Below are 24,443 nucleotides of genomic sequence, written 5' to 3' on the forward strand. Positions count from 1 at the left end.
ATCGGCGGGAGGGATCCGGAAGGGGAGAGACGGGCGGCCGCGAGCACGACGGCTGCTCACCGCGGAGGACCGGCCTTCGGCCGCAGGGCGGGAACGGCAGGGCAGACGGCGAGCGCGACCAGCACGTTCTCGTTGAGCGGGCCGCCGGGAGAACGCAGAAGGCCCGCTCTCTCGAGCGGGCCTTCCGTGGTGGTGGATCCGAGGGGATTCGAACCCCTGACCTCTTCATTGCGAACGAAGCGCGCTACCAACTGCGCCACGGACCCGTGCCTTCCGAGCCGTCACCGGCCCGAACAACTCGTCCACACTAGCACGGACGAGCAGGCGCCTCGCACTCGAGTCAGGCCCCGCGGCGGCGCTGCAGCGCCTGGTCGAGGTCGATCGCGTCGACGCCGTCCACGACGCCCATCGCGGCGAAGCGGGAGGAGGGACGCGGCGCCTCGGGAGCGGGAGCGGCGGCACGCGGGACGCGCAGCGGCGCCACCTCGGGAGCGGTCGCGGCGGCGCGCTGGGCGAGCTCCGCCTCCGCCGCGGCGGTGCGCAGGCGCTCCACGGCGTCGATCGACGCCATCGCGGAGGCGGCGACCGTGCCCCGGGAGAGGTACAGCGGCTTGGGGAGCGGCTGCGGCGTCCAGCTCGCACGGTCCTCGGCGAGCTCCTCGGAGGCGTCGTCCGCGGCCTCCTCGGCGAGCTCGGCCTCGAAGACCTCGGCGCGCCGACGCTCGGTCGCGGCGGCCGTCGTCGCGGTCGCGGCCGGAGCGGCGGCGCGGCGGCGACCCGGCGCCAGCAGGATCAGCGTGCCGAGCCCCGCGACGGCGAGGAGCAGGCCGACGAGCGGCACCGCGCCCGTGCCGCCGAAGGGCAGCATCACGAGCCCGACCAGCGCGGCGACCGCGCCGACCAGCACGGCCAGCGCGGCGCCCTGGCGCCAGCGCAGGACCGAGGGCCCTGACCGCGTGCTCCGCCGTGCGCTCGCGGTCGCCCGTCGCAGCGCGTCGCGCGCCGCCTTCTCCGCCTGTGCCAGCTCCATCGCCTGTGCCTTCTCTTCGGCTCGTCGTCGTGTCTCGGTCACCCGGAGCCGGCGCTGCTGCAGCGCCACCTCGCGGGCCGTCGCCTCCGCACGCACGTGCTCGGGCACTTCCGCGGTCTCGGCGAGGATCCGCAGCGTCTGCTGCAGCCTCACCGCGTTGCGCTCGGTCGCGTTGTACGACCGCCTGCGCATCCACGTGGGGATCAGGTAGGCGACCCACAGAACGGCGGCGAGCGCCCAGACGACGCCCCCGCCCAGCCAGTCGCTACTCATGCGGACAACGCTAGGAGCACCGGGCACTCCCGTCCGTCATTACGGGTAGGTGTGTCCGTGCGGATCGCGGATCAGCCGGGGCCCCGTCGGAGGGACACCGGCGCCGTCGGAGGGTCCGGAGAGACCCGAGCGGCGCGAGGCGCGGAGGTCCGCGTCGGTCGGCACGCCGACCTCCGACGGGACCTGCCCGTCGAGGTAGCGGCGGAGCACGCCGCGGGGCACCTCCTCCGCCACGAGGGCGAAGCAGAAGTGGTCGCGCCAGTCGCCGTTGATGTGGATGAAGCGCCGCCGCAGGCCCTCGTAGCGGAAGCCGAGCTTCTCGACCACGCGCAGGCTCGGCCGGTTCTCCGGGCGGATGCAGATCTCGATCCGGTGCAGGCCCAGGTCGAGGAAGGCGTGGTCGGCAGCGAGCGCCACGGCGATCGGAGTGATCCCCCGCCCGGCGTAGCGCTCGGACACCCAGTAGCCGATCGACCCGGAGGAGAGCGAGCCGTACCCGATGTTCGAGATGTTGAGCTGCCCGGCGAGCTCGCCGTCCCAGTCGATGAGGAACGGCACTCCCCCGCCGGCCCGCGCGTTCTGCTGCAGCGAGCGGATGCTGGCGCGCACGTCGAATGCGGCGCCTCCCCGGGGGTCGGACGCCTCCCACTGGCGCAGCCACGACCGGTTCGCGATCAGCTCCCGCTCGAGAGGGCGGGCGTCGCGCACGCGGATGGGGCGGACGGTGACACGACCCTCGGTGAGCGTCGGGATCGGGAGCGGCATGATGCGACCCTACTGCTCCGCCGCACTGCGGGAGGGGGACTGGACTCCGCGGCGTTCCGTGCTCTCGGGGAACGGACGAACGGACGGGATCCCGTGCCGCAGCAGGGGGTCCCGTCCGTTCCGGAGGAGCGCTCGCCGGGGCTCAGAGGCCGGCGACGAAGTCCTTCAGCCAGGGCTTGAGGTCCTTGCCGAGGTCGTCGCGGTCGGAGGCGAGCTGCACGATCGCCTTGATGTAGTCGAGCTTGTCGCCGGTGTCGTAGCGGCGGCCGCGGAACACGACGCCGTAGACGCCGCCGAACTCGGCCGGGTCCTGGGCCATGCGCTCCAGCGCGTCGGTCAGCTGGATCTCGCCGCCCTTGCCCGGAGCGGTGTGCTCGAGCACGCCGAACACGTCGGGCTTCAGCACGTAGCGGCCGATGATCGCGAGGTTCGAGGGGGCGTCCTCCTTGGAGGGCTTCTCGACCAGCCCGGTGATCCGCACCACGTCGTCCTCGTCGGTCGCCTCGACCGCCGCGCAGCCGTAGAGGTGGATCTGGTCGGGGTCGACCTCGAGCAGCGCGACCACCGTGGTGTCGCGCTGCTCGGCGACGTCGATCATGCGGGAGAGCAGCGGGTCGCGGGCGTCGATCAGGTCGTCGCCGAGGAGCACGGCGAAGGGCTCGTCGCCGACGTGGCGCTGCGCGCGGGAGACCGCGTGGCCGAGGCCCTTCGGCTCGCCCTGACGGACGAAGTGCACGTCGGCGAGGTCGCTGGCGTACTTGACGTGCTCGAGCTTCTTGTCGTCCTTCTTCTGGGACAGGTTCTGCTCGAGCTCGGGCACCGAGTCGAAGTGGTTGGCGAGCGCGTTCTTGTTGCGCCCGATGATCACGAGCACGTCCTGGAGGCCGGCGTCCGCAGCCTCCTCGACCACGTACTGGATCGCCGGCTTGTCGACGACCGGCAGCATCTCCTTGGGGATGGCCTTCGTCGCCGGCAGGAAGCGGGTGCCGAGACCTGCGGCGGGGATGACTGCTTTGCGGATTCGAGTGCCCATGGGGCGCCATCCTAGCGGCGGGGGAAGTCGCGGGAGTTTCGCGCCAGGACCGGCGACGGAAGGCGCCGGACCCCGTTCCGGGGCGGTCCGGGACGAGCGTCCCTCAGGGTCGTCCGCGCGGAGGCCGGCGCGGGGCCCGGTTCTAGACTGAGCGCATGCCAGCCGACATCACGCACGAGAAGCGGGCGCTGCGCGCCGAGCTGCGCGAGCGCCGCCGCACGCAGACCTCGACCGCTCGCGACCAGGCCGCGGAGCAGATCACCGCCCACCTGATCGAGCTCGCCACCCGCGTGGGGGCCCACTCCCTCGCGTGCTACCTCTCCGCTCCGGACGAGCCGAGCACCCGGCCGTTCCTGGGCTGGGCCGAGAGCCACGGCATCCGCGTCCTCTTCCCCGTCTCGCGCCAGGACGGCCTGCTCGACTGGGCGGTCGGCGACGGCCACACCGAGACCCAGGGCCTGTTCGGCATGCCCGAGCCCGTCGGGCAGCTGCTCGGCCCCATCGCGATCAACGACGTCGACCTCATCGTCGTCCCGGCCGCCACCGTCGACCGGCAGGGGATGCGGATGGGCTGGGGGCGCGGCTACTTCGACAAGACCCTCGGCTCGATGGAGAAGTGCCCGCCGGTCTACGCCGTCGTCTTCGACAGCGAGCTCGTCGACCGGGTGCCCAGCGAGGTCCACGACCAGGCCGTCGACGGAGTCGTCACTCCCTCCGGCATCGTCGACCTGCGCCACTGACCCCGTCCTCCTTCTCCCCCACCCGCCTCCGAGGAGCCCCCTGTGCCCACCTACTCCTACCGCTGCACGCAGTGCGGCAACGCCTTCGACATCCAGCAGAAGTTCACCGACGACACGCTCACCGAGTGCCCGAGCTGCCAGGGGGCGCTGCGCAAGGTGTTCAGCGCGGTCGGCGTGACCTTCAACGGCTCGGGCTTCTACCGCACCGACTCCCGCTCCGGCGGGAAGTCGAGCGAGGGCGGCTCCTCCTCCTCGGGTGCCGGCTCGTCCGGCTCGGGCGCATCCGGCTCCGGCTCATCCGACTCGTCGTCGGGCTCCTCGGGATCGGGCGGCTCCTCCTCCGGATCCTCGGGTTCATCGGGCTCGGGCGGCTCCTCGTCCGGCTCGGGGTCCTCGGGCTCCGGATCGTCCTCGTCCTCGGGCTCCTCCGGGTCCTCCTCCTCGGGTTCCTCCTCCGGGAGCTGACCCGCCACCCACCGCTCACGGCAGAAACGGAACCATCATGATCAACGGCTTCAAAGAGTTCATCCTCCGCGGCAACGTCATCGACCTGGCTGTCGCCGTGGTCATCGGCGCCGCCTTCACGACCATCGTCAACGCGATCGTGACGGGGATCTTCAACCCGCTCATCGGCGTGATCTTCGACGCCTCCTCCCTCGAGGCCCTGGCCTGGCCCATCCGACCGGGAGAGAACGGCGAGGACCCGACCGTCATCGCCTACGGCTCGGTCATCTCGGCCCTGATCCAGTTCGTGATCGTCGCCTTCGTCCTCTACTTCGCGTTCGTCCTGCCGATCAACCACCTCAAGAACGCCGCGTTCGCCAAGAAGGCCGCCGACGCCCCCGCCGCGGAGGACAAGGCCCCCACCGAGCTCGAGCTCCTCTCCGACATCCGCGACCTGCTCGCCAACAACGGCACCGCCACCACCGCGAACTCCGGCAAGCACGTCGACTGAGTCGCTCTGTCTCCTTCCGCCGGAGGCGGAAGAGGACCGCGGTCGGCTTCCCGATGGGGGAACGCTTCGCAGAGCGTTGTGCGAACGGTGCGTCCGAAACGTCGGCACGCGTTTCGGACGGCACCTGCACCTTCGGGAGGTCGCCGAACGGGACCTTCGGCGTCTCCGACGGGGGCTGATCGGCCCTGTCTCCACGCGCTCCTCGATACCGGCGGGCACCGGGCGGGAAGCGGTCGGTCAACGGGCACCGGACGGGTGCGGTCGTCAGCGGGCATCGGTCGGGAAGCGGTCGGCCACCGTCGACGGGCCCGACGTGATCGGTCGCCAGACGTCCGCGTGACGTGTCCGCTCGTCGAGCGGGGGCGTGCCGGGGTGAGGCCCGAGCTCGTCGACGGGACCGGCGTCGACTCGCGGACCGCCAGCCGCGCGGGTGGAATCAGTAGTGCGGGGGGACGTCCTGGCGCAGGCGCGCGTCGTTCGGGCCGGTGTCGGGGCGCGCGGGCGGCGCGGAGGGGTCGGCGACCGGAGCATCGTGCGGGGACGGATCGGTGCCGGGCTTCGCGGGGAGCGTCGCCCGCCGGCCGCCGCGGGTGCGCCGCAACGGGCGGTCGGCACCCGCGGGGGCGTCGGGATCCGGCGCCACGATCAGTCGCGCGGCAGCGGCTCGACGGGCTGTGTCTCCCCCGACGCCGGAGCGGCGGCGGCAGCAGGAGCGGCGGGAGCAGCAGCAGCCTCGCCGGCGGCGGGAGCAGGGGTCTGCTCCTCCCCCGCGGTCGCACCGATCAGCCCGGCCACCCGCGCGGCCACGGCCTCGGGGTCGGCGAACAGCTCGAAGTTGTGCACCCGCAGGTAGTGCCAGCCCAGCCGGCGCAGCAGCTCCGGACGCAGGCGCAGCGACACGCGCAGGCTCTGCGTGCTCACGTCGCGGTCGGTCTCGACCACCACGGCACGGGTCCCGTGCGCGGCGACGAGGGCCAGCTTGCCCTTGTGCCCGATGTTGACCCGGAGTCCACGGCGCTCGAGGCGCGCGGCGAGATCCACCAGCATCGGCTCCGAGTAGTCGTCGCGGTCGCTCGGCTGGACGCGGTCCTCCGCCTCCTGCAGCACCTGCGCGAGCGCGACCATGCCGTAGCGCATGCGCGACTCGTCGATGTCGCCCGGGCGGAAGCACGAGACGATGTCCATCGAGCGGCGGGCACGGGTCATCCCGACCGCTAGCAGACGCTCTCCGCCCGGCTCCGCGAGCGCGCCGAAGTTCGACAGCAGGCGGCCGTGGGGCGTCCGGCCGTAGCCGATCGAGAAGATGACGCGGTCGCGGCTCTGCGCGACCGACTGCTCCAGAGTCACGACGGCGAAGGGCTCGGGCCGATCGCCGAGGATGAAGTCGCTCAGATCGGCGCGCTTGGCGAAGGCCGTCAGCACCGCCTGCTGCACCCGCACGGCGTGGCGAGGACTCGCGGTGATGACCATCAGCGACTCGCGCGGACGGATCACCGCGTGCTCGAGCACCAGCTCGACCACCTTCGCGACCTCGGCGTCGACGGACTCGACGGCTCCCGAGTCGTTCTCGGGCATGCCGTGCCCGCTCGCGATGTAGTGGAAGCGGAGCGAGTCGTGTCCGAGGAAGGATCCGGCCCAGGGCAGGGAGTCGATGCGGCCGCCGTAGAAGCGGCGGTTGACCAGCTCGGCCAGGTCCTCGCCGCCCGCGCGGTAGCTGCGGGTGAGCGTGACGGTGTTGAGCAGCTCGCCGAGTCGGGCGAGCGCCGACTGGGCGTGCAGCGCCTCCACGTCGGTCCGCGAGGCGGTGGAGCCGAACTCCGGCGTCTCGTCGACGCGCAGGCCGAAGGGAGTGGGGGTCTGCGTGACCGGGTCGCCGAACGCGACGACCTGCTTGGCCCGGCGGATCGCTCCGACGTTCTCGGCCAGCGTGGTCGCCCCGGCGTCGACGAGGAACACCGCGTCGAAGGTCGTCTCGGTGCCGATGCGGTGCACCTCGTACGGCGAGGCGAGCCAGGCCGGAGCGAGCACGCGCGAGAGGTGCGGAGCGGCCTTCTGCAGCTCCTGAGGGGTCGTCGCCGCCTCGGTGCGCAGCAGCGCGCGCAGCGCGTCGCGCTCCTGCGGCCAGTCGACGAGCCCGATCTTCCAGGTCTCGGAGAGCTTCCAGGCCAGCAGCTCGGCGCTCGAGGCGGCGTGCGCCTCGTCGACGAGCTTGAAGTCGGCCTCGAGCCGGTCGAGCACGCTCGTGTTGCCGCCGAGCAGCGCACGCTCGTCGGTCAGCATGATCTCGAGCGCCGAGCGCCACCAGGCCAGGTCCAGCTCGCCCGCGACCAGCTCGGCCGGCACGTGGCGGCGCGAGAGGTCGGTGAGCAGCGGGTCCAGGCCCCAGTCGCGCAGGGTGGCGAGGAGGGTCGTCCGCTCCTGGAGGTTGGCGAGCACCTCGCTGTCCTCGGCGAGGCCGGACACCATCGAGGCCAGCTCGGCGAGAGGGAGCGAGGCGAGCTGCAGGTTCGTCCCGCGTCGGCCGAGCGGCTCGTCGAGACGGCTCAGCTGGTCGGTCACCTGCTGGTAGGCCACCTGCACGTCGGCGACGCCGACCGGGACCTCGGGGATCGTGCCGGCGACCGCGTAGCGCTGCCACAGCGTCCGCTGCTGCTGCACCCGGCGGAGCGCCGCGTTCAGGTCGGTGACGTGCGCGCCGGGACGCAGGTACTCGCGGGCGAGCTTCTTCAGGCGCCGGCGGTTGGTGGACGACATCTCGGCTGCCTCGCGGCGCGGCGAGGTGGCGACGATGAGGTCCTGGATCGAGCGGTCGAAGACGGCCGGCTGGAACTTGTCCAGCGTCTCGCGGACGTCCTGCAGCAGGCGCAGGTAGATGCCGAGCTCGGCGACCGACTCGAACGGGCGCATCCGCGTCTGGCCGATGACGTCCTGGGCGCGGTCGAGCAGGCGCGGCAGGTCGCGCAGGTGCAGGCGCTTGGCCAGCTCGTGGGCGATCTCGGCGTCGGCGGTGGAGTCGAACTGGGCCCCGTACCAGGGCGAGTCGCCCGGGCCGTAGCGGAACTCGCCCAGGCGCGCCGACTCGATCAGCATCCGGGTCGCCTCGGGGCGGCTGTGCGCGAGAGCGGTGACGGAGCGGCGGTCGAGGCGGGCGGCGGTCGACGGGGGCGTCCGCAGCTGCGAGAGGCGGGCGAGCTCCTCGAGCGCCTGCAGCGCCGAGACGCCGAAGCTCTCGTCGCGCCGGGAGAGCGCGCCGCGGTAGTCGAGCAGCACCTTCCGCAGCCGGAGCAGGGCGTCGTCGATCTCGCTGATGGAGGGGCGCGCGGCCTTCTCGTTGCGGCCGATCGACTGGATGAGGTCGCGGCGGAGCGTGCGGGGCCCGACCGCGATGCCGCCCAGGCCCGCCGAGAGCAGGCGCTGGTGGATGCTGTCGAGGCTCGACCGGCGGGCGCTGACGACCAGCACGCGCTTGTGCTGGGCGGCCAGGGCGCCGATCGCGTTGACGATGGTCTGGGTGCCGCCCGTGCCGGGGAGGGTCTTCACGACGAGCGAGTTGCCGGCCGCGATGTTCGCGATCACCTGCTCCTGCTCGGCGTCCGCGTCGAGGAGGAGGTTGTCGGTCGCCGGAGGACGCTCGTCCTGCGGGATGATCGACGCCACCTTCTGCGACTGCTGCAGCGCCCGCTTGGCGGCCGGGTTCCCGGCGACGGCGTCGAGGACGGGGTGCTCGAGCATCCGGGCGTCGCGGAGCATGTCGCCCGCCACGTCGGCGAAGCTCGAGACCACGAGGCGCGGGTGCACGGCGAACCACGGCAGGTGCGAGGTCAGGCCGCGCAACTGGTCGATGACCGGCTGCGGCTTGAAGACGCCGTTCTGCACGGCCAGCTCGACGAACTGCTCGGGGTCGATCGTGATGCCGAACTGCTGCTTGAGGGCACGCGCGAGCTGCGGGTTGAAGTAGGGCTGGCCCTTGAGCTTGAGCTCGAAGTCGCGGCCGTAGCGGCGGATGGCGAGCGGGCGCAGGAGCACGGGTGCGGTGAACTCCGTGTCGCCGGCGCGCCACTGGGCGAGGCCGATGGCGAGGTGGACGCCCTCGATGCCGCGGACCGAGCGCAGCTCGATCCCCTTGTCGGTGATCGCACCCGCGGCGTTCTTCGCTGTGCGCAGGGCGAGCTCGTCGCGGATGAGCGAGGAGAGGAGCGTCGTCTTGCCCGAGATGAACGGGGGCAGCCCGCCGGGGTGCGTGGTCGAGAGCTCGATGCGCGTCCGGGGCGAGTCCACGAAGTGGAGCAGGGGCGACGGACCGCCGACCTTGGCGAGCTCGTCGCGCCACGACTGCCACACCGGATCGGCCACGTTGCCGCCCTGGTAGCCGGCCTCGCCGCTCGTCACCTGCACGGGAGAGGTCGCCGTCGGGGAGAGCCGATGCGCGGACGCCTCCCCCTGGTCACCGGATTCGGGTGAGGTCGCCACCGGTCCGGCTCCTGGGAAATCGTCGACTCGTTGCACACGGACACCCTAAACCGGGCACCTCCGAAAGGCCGTAGCGACGCGGGTCGGCGGCACGGCACCTCCGAACGGCTCACCTGCCTGGAGCATCGGAGGCACGCGGAGCGCCGGGTCGGATCGGCGAGCGCGCCCGCCCGATCGGGGCGGGCGGGGGGCTCAGGAGGGCCAGACGGCCAGGGGCGGCGCCGTCTCGACCCGGCGCTCGTCGCCGACCACGCGGATCCGGCTGCTCACGCGGTCGTGCCCGGCGGCCGCGGCGACCGCGGTCATGACGAGCCGGGCGTGGTCGCGCGTGAGATGCCCGAAGGCGCTCCGCAGATCGACGGGGCGGCCGGTGGCGAGCGACACGGCGATGCGCGCGACCGCCTCCTCCGAGAGGTCGAGGAGGCACGCCTGCTCGGCGAGGACGGCGAAGTCGATCCGCGGCGCGGCCTCCGTGGCGGCACCGGCCGCCCACAGGTGCTCGGGGCGGAGGCATCCGGCGCGGACGAGGAGCTGCTCCGCGGCCTCGAGGCCGGGCCCGGCGAGGACGGGGATCATGCCGCGGTCCGCTCGGCGCGGCGCCCGGAGGCGCGGACCCCGACGGACACGACGGCCGACAGCAGGCAGGCGACGCCGGCGATCAGCGGCGCGAGCCAGCCGAGGACGCTCACTTCGTCGACGTCCGTGCCGAAGTACTGCCAGTGCGCGATGGCGTAGACGAAGAGGGAGAAGAAGCAGAGCGCGACGCCCGTGAGCGCCGACACCAGGTCTGCCGGACGGACGAGGGGCTCGTGCTCCGCCGAGGCGGCCTGCTCGATCGCGGGCTCGGAGAGGGCGGCGGCCGGGACCTGCGGGAGGGTCGCGGTGGCGGGGTGCTGCGTCATGTCTCCGAGGCAACCAGCCGCCCGGTGTCTCGGTCGTCACTCGCTGGCATGACGTCCTGAGCCGAGCGGATGGTGGGGCGGTCGGCCGGTCAGGGAGCGACGGGGACGTCCGCTCGAGCCGGTCGGCGTCCGAGCGACGACTGGAACCGCAGCAGGTACCCGTCGGGATCGGCCACCACCAGCTGACGGACGCCCGCCTCCTCCGCTCCGACCCGGTACCAGCGGGTCTCGAGCGGCGAGAACGGCGGCGTCCCGGCCTCGGCGAGCGCCGCTGCCGTCCGGTCGGCGTCGTCGACGTGCAGCTGCAGGTTCATCCCCCGGCCGAGCGGGCGCTCCAGCGGTGCCGCGATCCAGTTGCGGCCCCGCTCCGCCTCTTCGAGCATCACGTGCGCGGAGCCGAGGACCAGGTACGCGAAGCCCTCCTCGGGCCGGGCGTAGTGGATCCGGAACCCGCAGGGACCGCACCAGAACCCCAGGCTCCGGTCGAGGTCGGCGACGAGCAGCTCGGGGACGAGATCGGGATCGGCCATCCGCGCGGTCTACGCCTCGGCGCCCTCGGGGCGCTTCGTGCGGCCCGGGAGCAGGAGCAGGCCCGAGACGCCCACGACGATCAGCAGGATGGCCGCGACCGTGACGAAGGAGGCCAGCGCCAGCACGGGCATGATGATCGTCAGGACGCCCGCGATGACCGAGGCGATCCCTGCCGCGATCGGCAGCCACGCGGGGCCGGCGACGGTGCGGCCGCTGGTGATGCTCGAGACGCCGTCGAGGATCCAGCCCGCGCCGATCACGAGGCCCAGGACGCTCAGCGACTCGAACGGGTTCGACAGGCACAGGATGCCCGCGACCAGGATCAGGGCGCCGAGCAGGCCCGCGAGCCAGCGCACCCGGGCATCGAGCCGCGAGGCGGTGAAGGCCAGCAGCAGGCGGAAGACGCCCGCGGCGATCAGGTGGATGCCGAAGACGATGGCGACGGTCAGCAGCGTCGGACCGGGGATCAGGACGGCGATGACGCCGAGCACGATCGCGATCAGCGAGACGGCGATGATCCACCAGCGCTCGACGGAGGTGCGGGACATCGTGGGCGCGGCGGTCTCGGACATGGCGTTCCTTCGCGTCGGGGAGTGCGGACCCCTCGAACGTTAGGGCACCGGGGCGGGGTGGAGCGGGGCCTTGCGCCCGCCCGCCCGAGGACGCAGGTCAGTGGCGCGATCCGGTGCGCGCCGCGGCACGGTGCCGCCGCACGCGGCGCACAACGAGCGCGAGCAGCAGCACGCCGAACGCGCTGTAGATGATCGCGTCGAGCACGCCCGCGTACTGGTCGACGAGCTCGTACTGCGTGCCGAGGGCCGCGCCGAGGCCGATCAGCAGGCCGTTCCAGACGCCGGAGCCGAGGATCGTCAGTCCCGAGAACAGCAGCAGGTTCATCCGCTCGGCCCCCGCGGGGAGCGAGATGAGGCTGCGCACGCCCGGGATGAGGCGACCGAAGAGGACCGCCCAGGTGCCGTGCCGGCGGAACCAGCCGACCGCCTTCTCGAAGTCCTCGCGGTCGACCAGCGGGAGCTTGGAGAGCAGGCGGATCGAGCGCTCCGTGCCGATGCGGTGGCCGAGCGCGTAGAGGATCAGGCCGCCGAGGTAGGCGCCGAGGGTCGCCGTGATCACGACCAGCACCAGGTTCATCCGGCCCTGCTGGGCGAGGAAGCCGGCCAGCGGCAGCACGAGCTCGCTCGGGATCGGTGGGAACACCGTCTCGATCAGCGTCAGCAGGCCGACGCCCGCCTCTCCGAGCGCGGCGATCACCCGCGCGGCGACGCCGACGAGCCCGGAGAGCTCGTCGATGCTGTCGGAGGAGGAGGCGGTCGCCACGGAGGCAGGGGCGAGGGCGAGGGTCGCGATCGTCATGACTGAGAAGCTACTCAGTCCGCGGAGCGCGCACCTGGGAATCCGGCGGCCCGCTCAGGGGCGGCCGGTGAGCACGACGGTGTCCGATCCCTGCAGCCGCACCTCGACCGAGGCGATCTCGGAGAGCGGGAGCCCGGTGGCGAGGCTGGGCTCCATCGTCGTCCCCGGCGCGCTCGTCCACGATCCGACGGCCTCGGTGCCGCCCGAGGTGTCCGTGACGTAGAGGACGTATCCGGCCGAGCCCGCGTACTGCTCGGCCGTGTCGGCCCAGCTGCAGTCCATGTCGATCCGCGTGCCCCACTGCTGCGGCACGAACCGCACGGAGGCCTCGACGGGGACGCCCGGAGCCGCGGCGAGCGAGACGGTCGAGCCGACGGTCTCGACGGGGGCGAGGGACGGGCCGATCGCGAGCGGCAGGGCGACGGCGGTGGCGGCCGAGACGCCCGCGGCGGCGAGCACCAGGCCCGCGATGCGCAGCCGGGTGCGGCGGCGGACGGAGTCGGTGGCCGCGGCGAGGCGGGTCAGCAGTGCCGCCGGAGCCGGATCGCCGGCCGCCTCCGGCTCCTCGACCAGGCGCATCGCCTCGTCCTGGGGCAGGTGGGCCAGCAGGCCCGGCAGCGGGACGAACTCGGCGAGGGACTCGCGGCAGCCGGGGCAGGCGCGCAGGTGCAGCTCGTACTCGCGGCGGTCGGCGGCGGTCAGGGATCCGAGGAGGTACGCGGCGTCCCAGTCGCGGAAGGGGTCGTCGTGCCGGTCGTCGGAGGAGGGGTCGCGGTTCACAGCTCCGTCACCCCCCGCTCCTGCAGTGCGAGCTTGAGGGCCCGCATCCCGTAGTGCATCCGAGACTTGACGGTGCCCGGGGCGATCCCCAGCAGCGCGGCGATCTCGGTGACCGTGCGGCCGCCGTAGTAGGCGTGCACGATGACGGCGCGGTGGTCGTGGCTCAGTCCGCTGAGCGCGTCCGAGAGCAGCCAGGCGTCGAGCACCTGGTCGGTGCGGTCGGCGGTCGGGCGCTCGGGGACCTCGTCCGTGCCCAGCTCCCGGGCGTAGCGGGCGCTGCGGCGGTCGTCGATGACGAGGTTCCGGGCCACGGTGTAGAGCCAGGAGCGGGCGGCGGCCTCGCCCTGGGCGAGGATCTCGGGGTGCTTCCAGGCGCGCAGCAGCGCCTCCTGCACGACGTCCTCCGCCATCTGGCGGTCGCCGGTCAGGCGCAGCACGAACCGCCAGAGCGCGCTGGCGTGCTCGTCGTGCAGCGCACGCAGCATCTGGGCCTGATCCTCGGACATCTCCACCTCTTCCTGCACCAACGTAACGGGGTCCCGAACGGTTCAGCCGGTTCGCGCGAGCGGCCGCACTCTGGTACTCCGGAGTCGATGACCTTCCCCGATGCCGACGACGCCGCCCGCGTGCGCTCCTTCCTCCGCGACAACCGCTCGCGGATGCTCGACGACGTCCGGCACCTCGTGATGATCGAGAGCCCCAGCGACTCCCTCGAGGCGCTCGGCGAGCTGCACGCCTTCCTGGTGCACTGGGTGGGAGAGCGGCTCGGGCACGACACCGACGTGCAGCACCGGCGTGCGCAGGACGCGCCGACCGCGACCAGCTGGACCGTCCGGGCGAGCGGCGGCGCGAGACCGCACCGGGGCACGCGTCCGTTCGTGGCGCTGCTCGGCCACTACGACACGGTGTGGCCCCTGGGCACGACCCGCTCCTGGCCCTTCGCCGTCGACGGCGACCGCCTGAGCGGACCGGGCAGCTACGACATGAAGGCCGGGCTGGTGCAGATGGTGTGGCTGGTGGCCGCGCTCCGCCACGCCGGCGTCCCGCATCCGGCCGTCCGCCTGGTGATGAGCGGGGACGAGGAGATCGGCAGCGCCGCCTCCCGCCCGTTCCTGGAGCGGCAGTGCGCGGGCGCCGACGCGGTCCTGGTGTTCGAGGGCGCGATCGGCGACGCGGTCAAGACGGCGCGCAAGGGCATCGGGCGCTTCGTGATCGACGTGGTCGGGGTCGAGGCGCACGCCGGGGTCGAGCCGGAGAAGGGGGCGAGCGCGATCCACGAGCTCGGCTCGCTGATCCCGCGGGTGCTGGCGATCGCGCGGGAGGAGGAGGGCACCTCGGTCAACATCGGAGTGGTCTCCGGCGGCTCGCGGGTCAACGTGACGACGGCCCGCGTGCGCCTGGAGCTGGAGGCGCGGATCCGCGGATCCGCCGAGGCCGCCCGCGTCGAGGCCGAGCTCGACGCGCTCGCCGCCGCCGACCCGCGCATCCGGCTGGAGGTGCGCGGCTCCTGGGAGCGGCCCGTCTTCGAGCGGACCGCCTCCGTCGCCGCGCTCTACCGCAGGGCCGAGCGGGTCGCGAAGCGGATCGACGTCCCCCTCCGCGAGATCGCGGTCGGCGGGGCGAGCGACGGCAACCTCGTCGCCGCGCTGGGCCTGCCGGTCCTCGACGGGCTCGGCGCCCCGGGCGAGGGTGCGCACGCGCGCAGCGAGGCGATCGGCATCGAGGGCATGCTGGAGCGGACGGCGCTCGCCGCGCTGCTGGTCGCCAGCTTCGGCGACGAGCACTGACCGGCTGCAGAGGAAGGACGAGCGGATGACCCTGTACGAATCGCGCCCCGTGGGCGTCGTGATCGAGGCTCCGGCCGCGGAGGTGTACGCCTTCGTCTCCGACCCGGCGAACCTCCCGCGGTGGGCCGCGGGCCTCGCCTCCTCCGCGCTCGAGCAGGTCGACGGACGCTGGTTCGCCGACTCGCCGATGGGCCGGGTCGAGGTGCGCTTCGCCCCGCAGAACCCGTTCGGCGTCGCGGACCACGAGGTCACGCTCCCCGACGGGACGGTGGTGGACAATCCGCTCCGGGTGCTCGTGAACGGGAACGGCGCCGAGGTGGCCTTCACCGTGCGGCGGCGCCCCGGGATGAGCCTCGACGACTGGGACGAGGACTGCGCGCGGGTCGCGGACGACCTCGAATCGCTCCGGCTGCTGTTCGAGCGCGGGGCGCTGTAGGTTCGTCACAGCTCCGGCGCAGGGCCGGCACCCGTGAGAACGAGGACGCGATGACCTCCCCCGATCGTCCGAGCACCCGCCCCGCGAGCGGCATCGAGCTCAACGGCCTCGACACGATCCAGGAGTCGGAGCGGCACGGCCGCCCCCGCGACCTGTTCTGGCCGTGGTTCGCCGCGAACGTGTCCGTGCTCGGGCTGAGCTACGGCTCCTTCCTCCTCGGCTTCGGCCTCTCCTTCGGGCAGGCGACGCTCGTCAGCGTGATCGGGATCGTCGTCTCGTTCCTCTTCTGCGGTCTGGTCGCCGTCGCCGGCAAGCGCGGCTCCGCCCCCACGATGGTGCTCAGCCGGGCGGCCTTCGGGGTCGACGGCAACCGCCTCGTCTCGGTGATCTCCTGGCTGCTCACGGTGGGCTGGGAGACGGTGCTGGCCTCCCTCGCGGTGCTCGCGACGGCGACGGTGTTCGAGGAGTTCGGCTGGGACGGGGGCGTGCTCACCAAGGTGGTCGCGCTGATCGTGGTCGCCGCGCTCATCGTGATCGCCGGGATCGCGGGCTTCCGCCTGATCATGCGGCTCCAGCTCGCGATCACCGTCGCGACCGCCGTGCTGACCGTGGTCTACGTCGTGCTCGTCCTCGACCGGATCGACCTCGCCGCCGTCGGCGCCCTGCCCGCGGGCTCGGCCGCCGCGGTCATCGGCGGGCTCGTGTTCATGATGACCGGCTTCGGGCTGGGCTGGGTGAACGCCGCGGCCGACTACTCCCGCTACCTCCCCCGCGGTGCCCGCACGAGCGGAGTGATCGCGTGGACGACGATCGGCGGAGCGGTCGCGCCCGTCGTGCTGGTGGTCGTCGGCCTGCTGCTGGCCGGCTCCTCGCAGAAGCTCTCGGACGCGATCGCCGCGGACCCGATCGGAGCCCTCGCCGGGATCCTGCCGACCTGGTTCCTGCTCCCCTTCATCGTCGTCGCGCTACTCGGCCTGATCGGCGGGGCCGTGATGGACATCTACTCCTCGGGCCTGGCACTGCTCAGCACGGGGCTCAAGGTCTCGCGGCCGGTGGCCGCAGGGATCGACGGCGTGCTGATGGTCCTCGGAGCGGTCTACGTCGTGTTCGTCGCGGGCGACTTCCTCGGCCCGTTCCAGGGCTTCCTGATCACCCTCGGCGTGCCGATCGCGGTATGGCTCGGCGTGTTCCTCGCCGACCTCCTCCTCCGCCGGCGCGACTACGACCAGGAGGCCCTGTACGACTCCCGCGGCCGCTACGGCAGCGTCTCGGCGGTCCCCGTGGCCCTCGTGCTGATCGGCGCGATCGTCGGCTGGGGCCTGGTGGTCAACTACTCCCCCGGGTTCGAGTGGGAGGGCTACCTCCTCGGCCCACTCGGCGGCCGCGACGGCGACTGGGCCGGCGCCAACCTCGGCGTCCTCGTGGCGCTCGTGATCGGCTTCGCGGGAACGCTCGCCCTCTCGCGCGGGGCCGTCCGCCGCCAGGAGGCCTCGGCGTGAGCCTGCTCGTCGCGATCGACCTGCAGCACGTCTTCGCCGACGCCGAGTCGCCGTGGGGATCCGGCGGATTCGAGCGCGCGGCCGAGGGGACCCGCCGGCTCCTCCCGGCGTTCGGCGAGCGGGTCGTGACCACCCGCTTCGTCGCCCCGGAGCGGCCCGCCGGCGCGTGGATCCCCTACTACCGCGAGTGGCCGTTCGCGCTCGTCCCCGAGAGCGACCGGCTCTACGAGCTCGCGGCCGGGTTCGAGGGCCACCGCACGATCACCGCCACGACCTTCGGCAAGTGGGGGCCCGAGCTCGAGGCCGAGCTCGACGACTCCCGCGAGCTCGTGCTCACCGGCGTCTCGACCGACTGCTGCGTGCTCTCGACGGCGCTGGCGGCCGCGGACGCCGGAGTGCGGGTCAGGGTCGCCGCGGACGCCTGCGCGGGCGCCTCCGAGGCCGACCACCAGCGCGCGCTCGACGCCATGTCCCTGTACGCGCCGCTGATCGAGATCACGACCGTGGACGCGGTGCTGGCGGACCTGCGCGACCGAGGCTGAGACCGCGGGCGGGACACGAGCCGCTCGCGCCGGTCGGCCCGGCGCGTCGCGGGGCGACCCCGTCACCCGGCATGATGTCGGCATGTCCTCCACCGACGAGCGCGTCAGCCCGGCTTCCCGCACCCTGGTCATCGGCGAGGCGCTGATCGACATCGTCGAGCGCGACGGCAGCGCCACGGAGCACGTCGGCGGCTCCCCGGCCAACGTCGCCCTCACGCTCGCCCGACTCGGGCGGCCCGCGACCCTCGTCACCGACATCGCCGACGACGAGCGCGGCCGCCGCATCAGCGCCCACCTCGAGGCCTCCGGCGTGGAGGTCCGGCACGGCGACTCGGAGCGCACCAGCACCGCTCGGGCGGTCCTCGCCGCGGACGGGTCGGCCCGCTACGTCTTCGACCTCTCCTGGAACCCGCCGGCGGCGGACCCGGAGGGCGCCTCCCACGTCCACACCGGTTCCATCGCGATCTTCCTCGAGCCGGGCGGATCCGCCGTGCTCGAGCTCCTCGAGGCTCTGCCCGCCGGAGTGACGGCGAGCGTCGACGCGAACATCCGCCCGGCTCTGGTCGGCGCGCACGCCGAGGCGCTCGCGCGCTTCGAGCGGATCGCCGCCGCGTGCGAGGTCGTGAAGCTCAGCGATGAGGACGCGGAGTGGCTCTACCCGACGATGCAGCTCGACGAGGTCCTCAGCCGACTGCTCTCGCTCGGGTCGCAGCTCGCGGTCGTCACCCGCGGCGCGGAGGGACTGCTGCTGGCCTCGACCGTCACGCGGGTGACCGTGCCCGCCGCCCGGATCGTGGTGGCGGACACGATCGGCGCCGGCGACTCCGCGATGGGCGCGATCCTCGACGAGGCGTTCCGCCAGGGCCTCGGCGCCGCGAACGGGATGCTCCTCGACGGCCCCGCCCTGCACGCGATCGGCCGCCACGCCGCGCACGTCGCCGGCATCACGACCTCCCGCTCCGGCGCGAACCCGCCCACCCGCGACGAGCTCTGAGGGCCGGGGGCGGACCTTCTGCAGGACGCCCCTGGTGCTCGCGTCGGGACGCGGAGATACTGGGCGCACCTCGACGGAAAGGCGTGCCGTGCCCACTTCACTGAGCCCCTACATCGGCTTCGACGGCTCCGCGCAGGAGGCGATGGAGTTCTACCGGGACGTCCTCGGCGGCGAGCTCAGCTCCAGCCGTTTCGGCGACTTCGGGATGAGCGCGGATCCGGCCGACCAGGACCGGATCATGCACGCCCAGCTCGTCACGCCGAGCGGGATGATCCTGATGGGCTCCGACTCCCCCTCCTCGAGCCCGGCCGAGAGCGGCGCCCGCATCACGATCGCGCTCTTCGGCGACGACGACGCCGAGCTGAGCGGCTACTGGGACGGCCTGGCCGAGGGCGGCATGGTCGTCGAGCCGCTGGTCGCCTCACCGTGGGGCGACCGCTTCGGGATGCTGGTCGACCGCTACGGCGTCGGCTGGATGGTGAACATCGCCGCTCCGCCGGCCTGACGCTCCTCCCCAGTGCGGGATCGGGGCACGCCTCCCCCGGGTGCGTCCACCCGTCCCGCCGGGCGCCGCGGCGGGCGCAGAATGGAGGGGCCGCTCCCGCTCCGGGAGCCGTCCCACCTCTCACGAAGGCTGCAGATGACGATCACGCTCGGGTACAAGGCATCGGCGGAGCAGTTCGGCGCCCGGGAGCTCGTCGAGCTCGCGGTCGGCGCAGAGCGTCACGGCTTCGAGACCGCGGTCGTCTCGGACCACTTCCAGCCGTGGCGGCACACGGGCGGGCACGCGCCGTTCTCCCTCGCCTGGCTCGCCGCGGCCGGTGAGCGCACCTCCACCATCACCCTCGGCACCTCCGTGATGACCCCGCACTACCGCTACAATCCCGCCGTCATCGCCCAGGCGTTCGGCACGCTCGGCGTGCTCTACCCCGAGCGGATCATGCTCGGCGTCGGCACCGGCGAGGCGCTGAACGAGGTCGCCACCGGCTACCAGGGCGCGGGCGAGCAGACCTGGCCCGACTTCAAGGAGCGCTTCGCCCGCCTGCGCGAGGCCGTGCGGCTCATGCGCGCGCTCTGGGCGGGCGACCGCGTCACCTTCGACGGCGAGTACTACTCCACGCACGAGGCGTCGATCTACGACAAGCCCGAGAGCGGCGTGCCGGTCTACATCGCGGCGGGCGGCCCCGTCGTCGCGAAGTACGCCGGCCGCGCGGGCGACGGCTTCATCTGCACGTCGGGCAAAGGCATGGAGCTCTACACCGAGAAGCTGCTCCCCGCCGTCGAGGAGGGCGCCGCGGCGGCCGATCGCGACTCCTCGACCATCGACCGCATGATCGAGATCAAGCTCTCCTACGATCCCGATCCGGCGCTCGCGCTCGAGAACACGCGCTTCTGGGCGCCGCTCTCGCTGTCGCCGGAGCAGAAGCACTCGCTGACCGATCCGGTCGACATGGAGCGCGCCGCCGACGAGCTGCCGATCGAGCAGGTCGCGAAGCGCTGGATCGTCGGCTCCGACCCCGAGGAGACGGTCGCGCAGATCAAGCCCTACGTCGACGCGGGCTTCACCCACCTGGTCTTCCACGCCCCGGGCGACGACCAGCAGCGCTTCTTCGACGCCTTCGAGCGCGACCTCGCGCCGCGGCTGCGCGCGCTCTGACCTCCCGCCTCCGCCACGACCCCCTTCGGAAGGGCCGCTCCCGCATGACCACGGCCACCCTGCTCGCCCGGCTCGACCGCGGCGAGGCGTTGACGCGCGTGACCGCCGAGGAGCTCCTCGGCGCGCGCGGCGACGACCTCGACCTGCTGCTGGAGGCCGCCGGCCGCCTGCGCGACGACGGACTCGCCCGCCGCGGACGGCCCGGCGTCGTCACCTACTCGCGGAAGGTCTTCGTCCCGCTGACCAAGCTCTGCCGCGACCGGTGCCACTACTGCGTCTTCGTGGAGACACCGGGCGGGCTCGCGGCCAAGCGCGAGTCGACCTTCATGGAGCCGGAGGAGATCCTCGAGGTCGCCCGCGCCGGTGCCGCGCTCGGCTGCAAGGAGGCCCTGTTCACGCTCGGCGACCGCCCGGAGGACCGGTGGCCGATCGCCCGCGCCTGGCTCGCCGAGCACGGCTACGCCTCGACGCTCGAGTACGTGCGCGCGATGGCCGTCCTGGTGATGAGCGAGACGGGCATGGTCACGCACCTGAACCCCGGCGTGATGTCGTGGGCCGAGCTGCAGCGGCTCCGCCCGGTCGCGCCCTCGATGGGCATGATGCTCGAGACGACCGCCGAGCGCCTCTGGTCCGAGAAGGGCGGTGTGCACTACGGCTCCCCGGACAAGGACCCGGCGCTGCGCCTGCGCGTGCTCGAGGACGCGGGCCGCAGCCGCATCCCCTTCACCACCGGCGTGCTGCTGGGCATCGGCGAGAACGCGGCGGAGCGGGCGGACGCCCTCTTCGCGATCCGCGAGTCCCACGAGCGGTGGGGCCACGTGCAGGAGTGCATCGTCCAGAACTTCCGCGCGAAGCCGCGGACGGCCATGCAGAACGAGGTCGACCTCGAGCTGCAGGAGTACGTGGCCAACGTCGCGGTCGCGCGCCTCGTGCTGGGCGCTGAGGCGACGATCCAGGCGCCGCCGAACCTCACCGACGAGCAGGAGCTCGGGCTGCTGCTGCGCGCCGGGGTCGACGACTGGGGCGGTGTCAGCCCGCTCACGGCGGATCACGTGAATCCGGAGCGCCCCTGGCCGAACATCGACGACCTCGCGCGGCTCACCGCGGCGGCCGGCTACCGGCTGCACGAGCGGCTGACCGCCCACCCGCAGTACCTCCGCGACTCGGCCACCTGGATCGATCCGCGCGTCGCTCCCTACGTCGAGGCGCTCGCCGACCGCGGGACCTGGCTCGCCGACGAGGCGGCAGCGGTCCTCCCCCGGCCCTACCGCGACTCGCTCGACGCCCTGCCCCGACCGGTCGCGCCCGCCCTCGGCGCCGTGCTCGCCCGGGCGGAGACGGACCCCGCCGGTCTCGAGGACGCCGACTACCTCGCCCTGCTCGCAGCCGACGGCGACGACCTCGACGCCCTCTCCGCTCTGGCGGACGACCTGCGGCACGACGCCGCCGGCGACGAGGTCTCGGTCGTCGTCAACCGCAACATCGACACCTCCCTCTGGGGAGACGGCGGGCTGACCGTCGAGCGGCTGGAGGAGCTCGCCGACGAGGCGGTCGCGCTCGGCGCCACCGAGCTCTGCCTCCAGGGCGCGATCGGACCGGAGCACCCGGGCGACGATCTGCTGCTGATCGTCCGCACGCTGAAGCAGCGGCAGCCCTCGCTGCACCTGCATGCCTACCGGCCCGGCGAGATCCTCGAGGTCGCCCGGCGCACGGGCCGAACCCTGCCCGCGATGCTCGACGCTCTGCGCGAGGCCGGCGTGGACTCCGTCCCGGGGACCGCCGCCCGCATCCTCGACGACGACGTCCGCGCCGTCCTGAGCGAGGGGACGGACCCGACCGTGGCCGAGTGGCGCGAGGCGATCACGGCCGCGCACCGCAGCGGCCTCCGCTCCACCTCGACCATGGTCTACGGACACGTCGAGACCCCCGAGCAGCAGCTCGCGCACCTGCGCACGCTCGCGGCGATCCAGGACGAGACGGGCGGCTTCACCGAGTTCATCGCGATGCCCTTCGTCCCGGCGGAGGCGCCTCCTTCCGTGGTGCGCGCGAGCCGGGGCGGGCCGACCCTCCGCGAGACCCGCGCCGTGCACGCCGTCGCACGGCTCGTCCTCCACGGCCGGATCGCCCACGTGCAGACCGCCTGGACCAAGCTCGGACTGCACGCGGCGCAGGTCCTCCTCCGCGGCGGGGCGGACGACCTCGGCGGCCTGCTGCTCGACGGCGCCCTGCGGCCCGAGGCCGGAGCGGAGGCCTACCGCTCGCTCGACACCGCGACCGTCGCCCGGCTGAGCGGCGAGATCGGCCGCGGCTGGCGCCAGCGCACCACGACGTACGGCGTGGTCGCGCCGGAGAGGGCGCTGCGGGCGGAGCCCGTCGCAGCGGCGGGTCCGCAGCGGATGCGCCTCCCGGTCCGCGGGACCCGCCGGGCGTCATGACCCGCTCCGAGTACCTGCGGCGCCAGGCCGACCTGGTCCGGGAGGAGCGGATCGAGTCGGGCAGCGCCACCGTGCGGCTGCTGACCGCGGGCGCCGAGAGCCCGCGCGCGGTCCTGCTGCTGACCGGCGTCGGCCGGGGCGCGCGGAGCGACACCGGGCTGCTGCTGCCGATGCTGGCGCGGCGCCACCGCGTCGCCGCGCTCGAGCTCGCCGATCTCGGCGACCCCTGGCTCGACGGACCCGCCGCGGTCCGCGCCTCCCTGGACGCGCTCGGCGCCGAGGAGGCCGTCCTGATCGGCCACTCGCTCGGAGCCGCCGTGGCCCTCGCCGCGGGCGATCGGCGGGTGCGCGCCCTCGCCCTCGTGGCCGGATGGCTGCGCCCGACGGAGCGCCTCCTCCGCACGGCGCGCCTCTGGCCGATGCTGCCGCCCGACGCGCAGGAGGAGGCCGCTCGGCTCCTCGCCGTCCGCTCGGCCACCGCCTCCTCCCCGTGGGGCGCCGACGCCGCGCGGATGCTCGCCGCCTCCGCCCGGGCCGACGTCGCTGCGGCCGCCTCGGACTGCCGGGTTCCCGCCCTCGTGGTCGGCTGCTCCGCCGACGCCGTCGCCGGCGTCGAGGGCGCCGAGGCCCTGCTCGGCGCGATCGACGACGCCCGCTACGCCGTCCTCGACTCCGGTCACGCGGTGCTCGCCGAGCGGCCCGCCGAGCTCCTCGCCGTCCTCGAGCACTTCCTCGCCGATCCGCACCGCGACCCGGCGGGCAGCGTCCTGGCGAGGACGACCGTCTGATGGACGTCGACGTCGTCGTGATCGGCGCCGGGTTCGCCGGGCTCGGAGCCGCGGTCCGCCTGGAGCGCCGCGGCGGGACCTCGTTCGTCGTGCTGGAGCGCGCCGAGCGGATCGGCGGGACCTGGCGGGACAACCTCTACCCCGGGGTCTCCTGCGACATCCCCTCGCACCTCTACTCCTACTCCTTCGCCCCCGAGGCCGACTGGTCGGCGTTCTACGCCCCCGGGGCCGAGATCCAGTCCTACCTCGAGCGCGTCGTCGAGAAGGAGGGCCTGGCGCCCCGGCTCCGGCTGGGGACCGAGGTGCTCGAGGCGGTCTTCGACGAGGAGGCGCACCGCTGGCGGGTGCGCACCTCCCGGGGCGACTACTCCGCCGCGGTCCTCCTCGTCTGCGCGGGGCGCCTCTCCGAGCCCCGCCTCCCGGCCGTCCCGGGCCTGGATTCGTTCGCGGGTCCCGCCTTCCACTCCGCACGCTGGCGGGACGACGTCGACCTCGACGGGAAGCGCGTCGGCATCGTCGGCTCGGGAGCCTCCGCCGTGCAGATCGTGCCGCACCTCGCCGAGCGCGCCGCCGAGGTGGTGCTCTTCCAGCGCTCGGCCCCGTACGTCGTCCCCCGCCGGAACCGCCCGTACCCGCCGGAGGAGCGCCGAGCCCTCTCCCGCGCGCCCGGGGCCCTCGCGAGGCTCCGCGAGGAGCTGTTCTGGCGCGCCGAGCTCGGCTTCGCCGGCCGCGTCGCCGTGCCCGAGGCCATCGACCGGCTGCGGGCGGAGGCACTCGGCCACCTCGAGGCGCAGATCATCGATCCCGCGCTCCGCGCCGTGCTGACTCCGGACTACGAGATCGGCTGCAAGCGCGTGCTCCTCTCGGACGACTACTACCCCGCTCTCGCGCAGCCGCACGTCCGCGTCGTCCCCGGTCCGCTCCGGCGCCTCGAGGAGGGCGCCGCGCTCGGCGACGACGGTGTCCCGCACAGGGTCGACGTGCTCGTCTTCGCGACCGGCTTCCACTCCACGCGGCCGCCCTTCGCCCGGCGCATCCGCGGCCGCGGCGGCGTCCTCCTCGCCGACCGCTGGGCCGACGGCATGGTCGCGTACGAGTCGACCGCGGTCCACGGCTTCCCGAGCCTCTTCGTCGTCAACGGCCCCAACGCGAGCCTCGGCCACAACTCCGCGGTGCACATGATCGAGACGCAGATCGCCTACGTGCTCGCCGCGCTCGACCACCTCGCGGTCTCCGGCGCCGACCGGCTCGAGGTCACCGCCGAGGCCGAGGCCGCCTCCGTCGCCCGCCTCGACGCCCTCAGCGCCGACACCGTCTGGACCAACGGCGGCTGCGAGAGCTGGTACCTGGACGACAACCGGCGACTCACCCTGCTCTGGCCCGACTTCGCCTTCGCCTTCCGCGAGGAGCTCGGCCGGTTCGACCCCTCCGCCTACACGACCTGACCGCGGCTCG

25 protein-coding genes and 1 tRNA gene are annotated in these 24,443 nt (G+C 73.5%); 13 read left to right on the plus strand and 13 right to left on the minus strand.

The window, feature by feature from the left end:
- Positions 1-190: 190 nt before the first annotated feature.
- The 4 genes from C5B93_RS01955 to galU all read right to left on the minus strand — a co-directional run bounded on the left by C5B93_RS01955 (position 191) and on the right by galU (position 3,101).
- A tRNA-Ala gene (locus C5B93_RS01955) sits at positions 191-266 on the minus strand.
- A 74-nt stretch (positions 267-340) separates the two neighbouring features.
- Positions 341-1,303, minus strand: a complete 963-nt coding sequence (locus C5B93_RS01960; protein WP_104223216.1) for a hypothetical protein — start codon at positions 1,301-1,303, stop codon at positions 341-343.
- A 39-nt stretch (positions 1,304-1,342) separates the two neighbouring features.
- Positions 1,343-2,068 (minus strand): GNAT family N-acetyltransferase, encoded by a 726-nt coding sequence (locus C5B93_RS01965; RefSeq protein ID WP_104223217.1) that lies wholly within the window; start codon positions 2,066-2,068, stop codon positions 1,343-1,345.
- 142 nt (positions 2,069-2,210) lie between these two features.
- Positions 2,211-3,101 carry a UTP--glucose-1-phosphate uridylyltransferase GalU gene (galU, locus tag C5B93_RS01970; RefSeq protein WP_104223218.1) on the minus strand — a complete coding sequence of 297 codons (891 nt, stop codon included), beginning with the start codon at positions 3,099-3,101 and terminating at the stop codon, positions 2,211-2,213.
- A gap of 155 nt (positions 3,102-3,256) precedes the next feature.
- Between galU and C5B93_RS01975 the strand changes: the two genes are divergently transcribed.
- From C5B93_RS01975 to mscL, 3 genes are read left to right on the plus strand one after another with little or no spacing between them, the layout of a single operon-like run.
- Positions 3,257-3,841, plus strand: a complete 585-nt coding sequence (locus C5B93_RS01975) for a 5-formyltetrahydrofolate cyclo-ligase (protein ID WP_104291630.1) — start codon at positions 3,257-3,259, stop codon at positions 3,839-3,841.
- Between the two features lie 42 nt (positions 3,842-3,883).
- Complete coding sequence (locus C5B93_RS01980) at positions 3,884-4,306, plus strand: FmdB family zinc ribbon protein (protein WP_104291631.1); 423 nt, start codon at positions 3,884-3,886, stop codon at positions 4,304-4,306.
- Between the two features lie 37 nt (positions 4,307-4,343).
- On the plus strand, positions 4,344-4,796 hold the full coding sequence (mscL, locus tag C5B93_RS01985) for a large conductance mechanosensitive channel protein MscL (protein WP_181068295.1): 453 nt from the start codon (positions 4,344-4,346) through the stop codon (positions 4,794-4,796).
- A 436-nt stretch (positions 4,797-5,232) separates the two neighbouring features.
- On the opposite strand, the gene C5B93_RS01990 is transcribed toward mscL, so the two are convergent.
- The 9 genes from C5B93_RS01990 to C5B93_RS02030 form a co-directional block, all read right to left on the minus strand.
- Positions 5,233-5,439, minus strand: a complete 207-nt coding sequence (locus C5B93_RS01990; protein ID WP_104232858.1) for a hypothetical protein — start codon at positions 5,437-5,439, stop codon at positions 5,233-5,235.
- Positions 5,440-5,441: 2 nt separating this feature from the next.
- A complete protein-coding gene (locus C5B93_RS01995; protein ID WP_374953129.1) occupies positions 5,442-9,266 on the minus strand; it encodes a DEAD/DEAH box helicase in 3,825 nt (1,274 codons plus the stop codon).
- A gap of 192 nt (positions 9,267-9,458) precedes the next feature.
- Positions 9,459-9,842 (minus strand): hypothetical protein, encoded by a 384-nt coding sequence (locus C5B93_RS02000; RefSeq protein WP_104291632.1) that lies wholly within the window; start codon positions 9,840-9,842, stop codon positions 9,459-9,461.
- Positions 9,839-10,168 (minus strand): hypothetical protein, encoded by a 330-nt coding sequence (locus C5B93_RS02005; RefSeq protein WP_104226447.1) that lies wholly within the window; start codon positions 10,166-10,168, stop codon positions 9,839-9,841. Before C5B93_RS02005 ends, C5B93_RS02000 begins: the two co-directional genes overlap by 4 nt.
- An 89-nt stretch (positions 10,169-10,257) precedes the next feature.
- A complete protein-coding gene (locus C5B93_RS02010; RefSeq protein ID WP_104226448.1) occupies positions 10,258-10,698 on the minus strand; it encodes a VOC family protein in 441 nt (146 codons plus the stop codon).
- 9 nt (positions 10,699-10,707) lie between these two features.
- A complete protein-coding gene (locus C5B93_RS02015) occupies positions 10,708-11,271 on the minus strand; it encodes an HdeD family acid-resistance protein (protein ID WP_104232862.1) in 564 nt (187 codons plus the stop codon).
- A gap of 97 nt (positions 11,272-11,368) precedes the next feature.
- The gene (locus tag C5B93_RS02020) at positions 11,369-12,070 is read right to left on the minus strand and encodes a DedA family protein (RefSeq protein ID WP_104225072.1); all 702 of its coding nucleotides are present in this window, start codon (positions 12,068-12,070) and stop codon (positions 11,369-11,371) included.
- Positions 12,071-12,124: 54 nt separating this feature from the next.
- Entirely contained in the window at positions 12,125-12,850 is a 726-nt protein-coding gene (locus C5B93_RS02025) for an anti-sigma factor (RefSeq protein ID WP_104291633.1), read from the minus strand.
- Entirely contained in the window at positions 12,847-13,356 is a 510-nt protein-coding gene (locus C5B93_RS02030; protein ID WP_104225070.1) for a sigma-70 family RNA polymerase sigma factor, read from the minus strand. The genes C5B93_RS02025 and C5B93_RS02030 overlap by 4 nt, the downstream gene beginning before the upstream one ends.
- Positions 13,357-13,443: 87 nt before the next feature.
- On the opposite strand from C5B93_RS02030, the gene C5B93_RS02035 reads away from it, so the two are divergent.
- From C5B93_RS02035 to C5B93_RS02080, 10 genes are all read left to right on the plus strand, one after another.
- Positions 13,444-14,637, plus strand: a complete 1,194-nt coding sequence (locus C5B93_RS02035) for a M20/M25/M40 family metallo-hydrolase (protein WP_104291634.1) — start codon at positions 13,444-13,446, stop codon at positions 14,635-14,637.
- Positions 14,638-14,662: 25 nt separating this feature from the next.
- Positions 14,663-15,073 carry an SRPBCC family protein gene (locus C5B93_RS02040; protein WP_104225068.1) on the plus strand — a complete coding sequence of 137 codons (411 nt, stop codon included), beginning with the start codon at positions 14,663-14,665 and terminating at the stop codon, positions 15,071-15,073.
- Positions 15,074-15,123: 50 nt separating this feature from the next.
- Positions 15,124-16,572 (plus strand): cytosine permease, encoded by a 1,449-nt coding sequence (locus tag C5B93_RS02045; protein ID WP_104291635.1) that lies wholly within the window; start codon positions 15,124-15,126, stop codon positions 16,570-16,572.
- Entirely contained in the window at positions 16,569-17,114 is a 546-nt protein-coding gene (locus C5B93_RS02050; RefSeq protein WP_104291636.1) for a cysteine hydrolase family protein, read from the plus strand. Before C5B93_RS02045 ends, C5B93_RS02050 begins: the two co-directional genes overlap by 4 nt.
- 82 nt (positions 17,115-17,196) lie before the next feature.
- The gene (locus C5B93_RS02055) at positions 17,197-18,108 is read left to right on the plus strand and encodes a carbohydrate kinase (protein ID WP_104291637.1); all 912 of its coding nucleotides are present in this window, start codon (positions 17,197-17,199) and stop codon (positions 18,106-18,108) included.
- 88 nt (positions 18,109-18,196) lie between these two features.
- Positions 18,197-18,613 carry a VOC family protein gene (locus C5B93_RS02060; protein WP_104226455.1) on the plus strand — a complete coding sequence of 139 codons (417 nt, stop codon included), beginning with the start codon at positions 18,197-18,199 and terminating at the stop codon, positions 18,611-18,613.
- Between the two features lie 135 nt (positions 18,614-18,748).
- The gene (gene fgd, locus C5B93_RS02065; RefSeq protein WP_181067747.1) at positions 18,749-19,765 is read left to right on the plus strand and encodes a glucose-6-phosphate dehydrogenase (coenzyme-F420); all 1,017 of its coding nucleotides are present in this window, start codon (positions 18,749-18,751) and stop codon (positions 19,763-19,765) included.
- A 44-nt stretch (positions 19,766-19,809) separates the two neighbouring features.
- On the plus strand, positions 19,810-22,200 hold the full coding sequence (cofG, locus tag C5B93_RS02070) for a 7,8-didemethyl-8-hydroxy-5-deazariboflavin synthase CofG (protein WP_104291638.1): 2,391 nt from the start codon (positions 19,810-19,812) through the stop codon (positions 22,198-22,200).
- Complete coding sequence (locus C5B93_RS02075; RefSeq protein WP_104291639.1) at positions 22,197-22,988, plus strand: alpha/beta fold hydrolase; 792 nt, start codon at positions 22,197-22,199, stop codon at positions 22,986-22,988. Before cofG ends, C5B93_RS02075 begins: the two co-directional genes overlap by 4 nt.
- Positions 22,988-24,433: an NAD(P)/FAD-dependent oxidoreductase gene (locus tag C5B93_RS02080; protein WP_104291640.1), complete on the plus strand. Its 1,446-nt coding sequence runs from the start codon at positions 22,988-22,990 to the stop codon at positions 24,431-24,433. The genes C5B93_RS02075 and C5B93_RS02080 overlap by 1 nt, the downstream gene beginning before the upstream one ends.
- Positions 24,434-24,443 lie beyond the last annotated feature (10 nt).

It is taken from the genome of Rathayibacter sp. AY1A2 (assembly GCF_002930935.1).
Taxonomy (GTDB): Bacteria; Actinomycetota; Actinomycetes; order Actinomycetales; family Microbacteriaceae; genus Rathayibacter.

Bases quoted from the DNA above. Each gene is read 5' to 3' on its own strand.
- C5B93_RS01960 (WP_104223216.1), bottom strand. From the start codon at position 1,303: ATGAGTAGCGACTGGCTGGGCGGGGGCGTCGTCTGGGCGCTCGCCGCC.
- C5B93_RS01965 (WP_104223217.1), bottom strand. From the start codon at position 2,068: ATGCCGCTCCCGATCCCGACGCTCACCGAGGGTCGTGTCACCGTCCGC.
- galU (WP_104223218.1), bottom strand. From the start codon at position 3,101: ATGGGCACTCGAATCCGCAAAGCAGTCATCCCCGCCGCAGGTCTCGGC.
- C5B93_RS01975 (WP_104291630.1), top strand. From the start codon at position 3,257: ATGCCAGCCGACATCACGCACGAGAAGCGGGCGCTGCGCGCCGAGCTG.
- mscL (WP_181068295.1), top strand. From the start codon at position 4,344: ATGATCAACGGCTTCAAAGAGTTCATCCTCCGCGGCAACGTCATCGAC.
- C5B93_RS02000 (WP_104291632.1), bottom strand. From the start codon at position 9,842: ATGATCCCCGTCCTCGCCGGGCCCGGCCTCGAGGCCGCGGAGCAGCTC.
- C5B93_RS02005 (WP_104226447.1), bottom strand. From the start codon at position 10,168: ATGACGCAGCACCCCGCCACCGCGACCCTCCCGCAGGTCCCGGCCGCC.
- C5B93_RS02010 (WP_104226448.1), bottom strand. From the start codon at position 10,698: ATGGCCGATCCCGATCTCGTCCCCGAGCTGCTCGTCGCCGACCTCGAC.
- C5B93_RS02015 (WP_104232862.1), bottom strand. From the start codon at position 11,271: ATGTCCGAGACCGCCGCGCCCACGATGTCCCGCACCTCCGTCGAGCGC.
- C5B93_RS02020 (WP_104225072.1), bottom strand. From the start codon at position 12,070: ATGACGATCGCGACCCTCGCCCTCGCCCCTGCCTCCGTGGCGACCGCC.
- C5B93_RS02030 (WP_104225070.1), bottom strand. From the start codon at position 13,356: ATGTCCGAGGATCAGGCCCAGATGCTGCGTGCGCTGCACGACGAGCAC.
- C5B93_RS02035 (WP_104291634.1), top strand. From the start codon at position 13,444: ATGACCTTCCCCGATGCCGACGACGCCGCCCGCGTGCGCTCCTTCCTC.
- C5B93_RS02040 (WP_104225068.1), top strand. From the start codon at position 14,663: ATGACCCTGTACGAATCGCGCCCCGTGGGCGTCGTGATCGAGGCTCCG.
- C5B93_RS02045 (WP_104291635.1), top strand. From the start codon at position 15,124: ATGACCTCCCCCGATCGTCCGAGCACCCGCCCCGCGAGCGGCATCGAG.
- C5B93_RS02055 (WP_104291637.1), top strand. From the start codon at position 17,197: ATGTCCTCCACCGACGAGCGCGTCAGCCCGGCTTCCCGCACCCTGGTC.
- fgd (WP_181067747.1), top strand. From the start codon at position 18,749: ATGACGATCACGCTCGGGTACAAGGCATCGGCGGAGCAGTTCGGCGCC.
- cofG (WP_104291638.1), top strand. From the start codon at position 19,810: ATGACCACGGCCACCCTGCTCGCCCGGCTCGACCGCGGCGAGGCGTTG.
- C5B93_RS02075 (WP_104291639.1), top strand. From the start codon at position 22,197: ATGACCCGCTCCGAGTACCTGCGGCGCCAGGCCGACCTGGTCCGGGAG.
- C5B93_RS02080 (WP_104291640.1), top strand. From the start codon at position 22,988: ATGGACGTCGACGTCGTCGTGATCGGCGCCGGGTTCGCCGGGCTCGGA.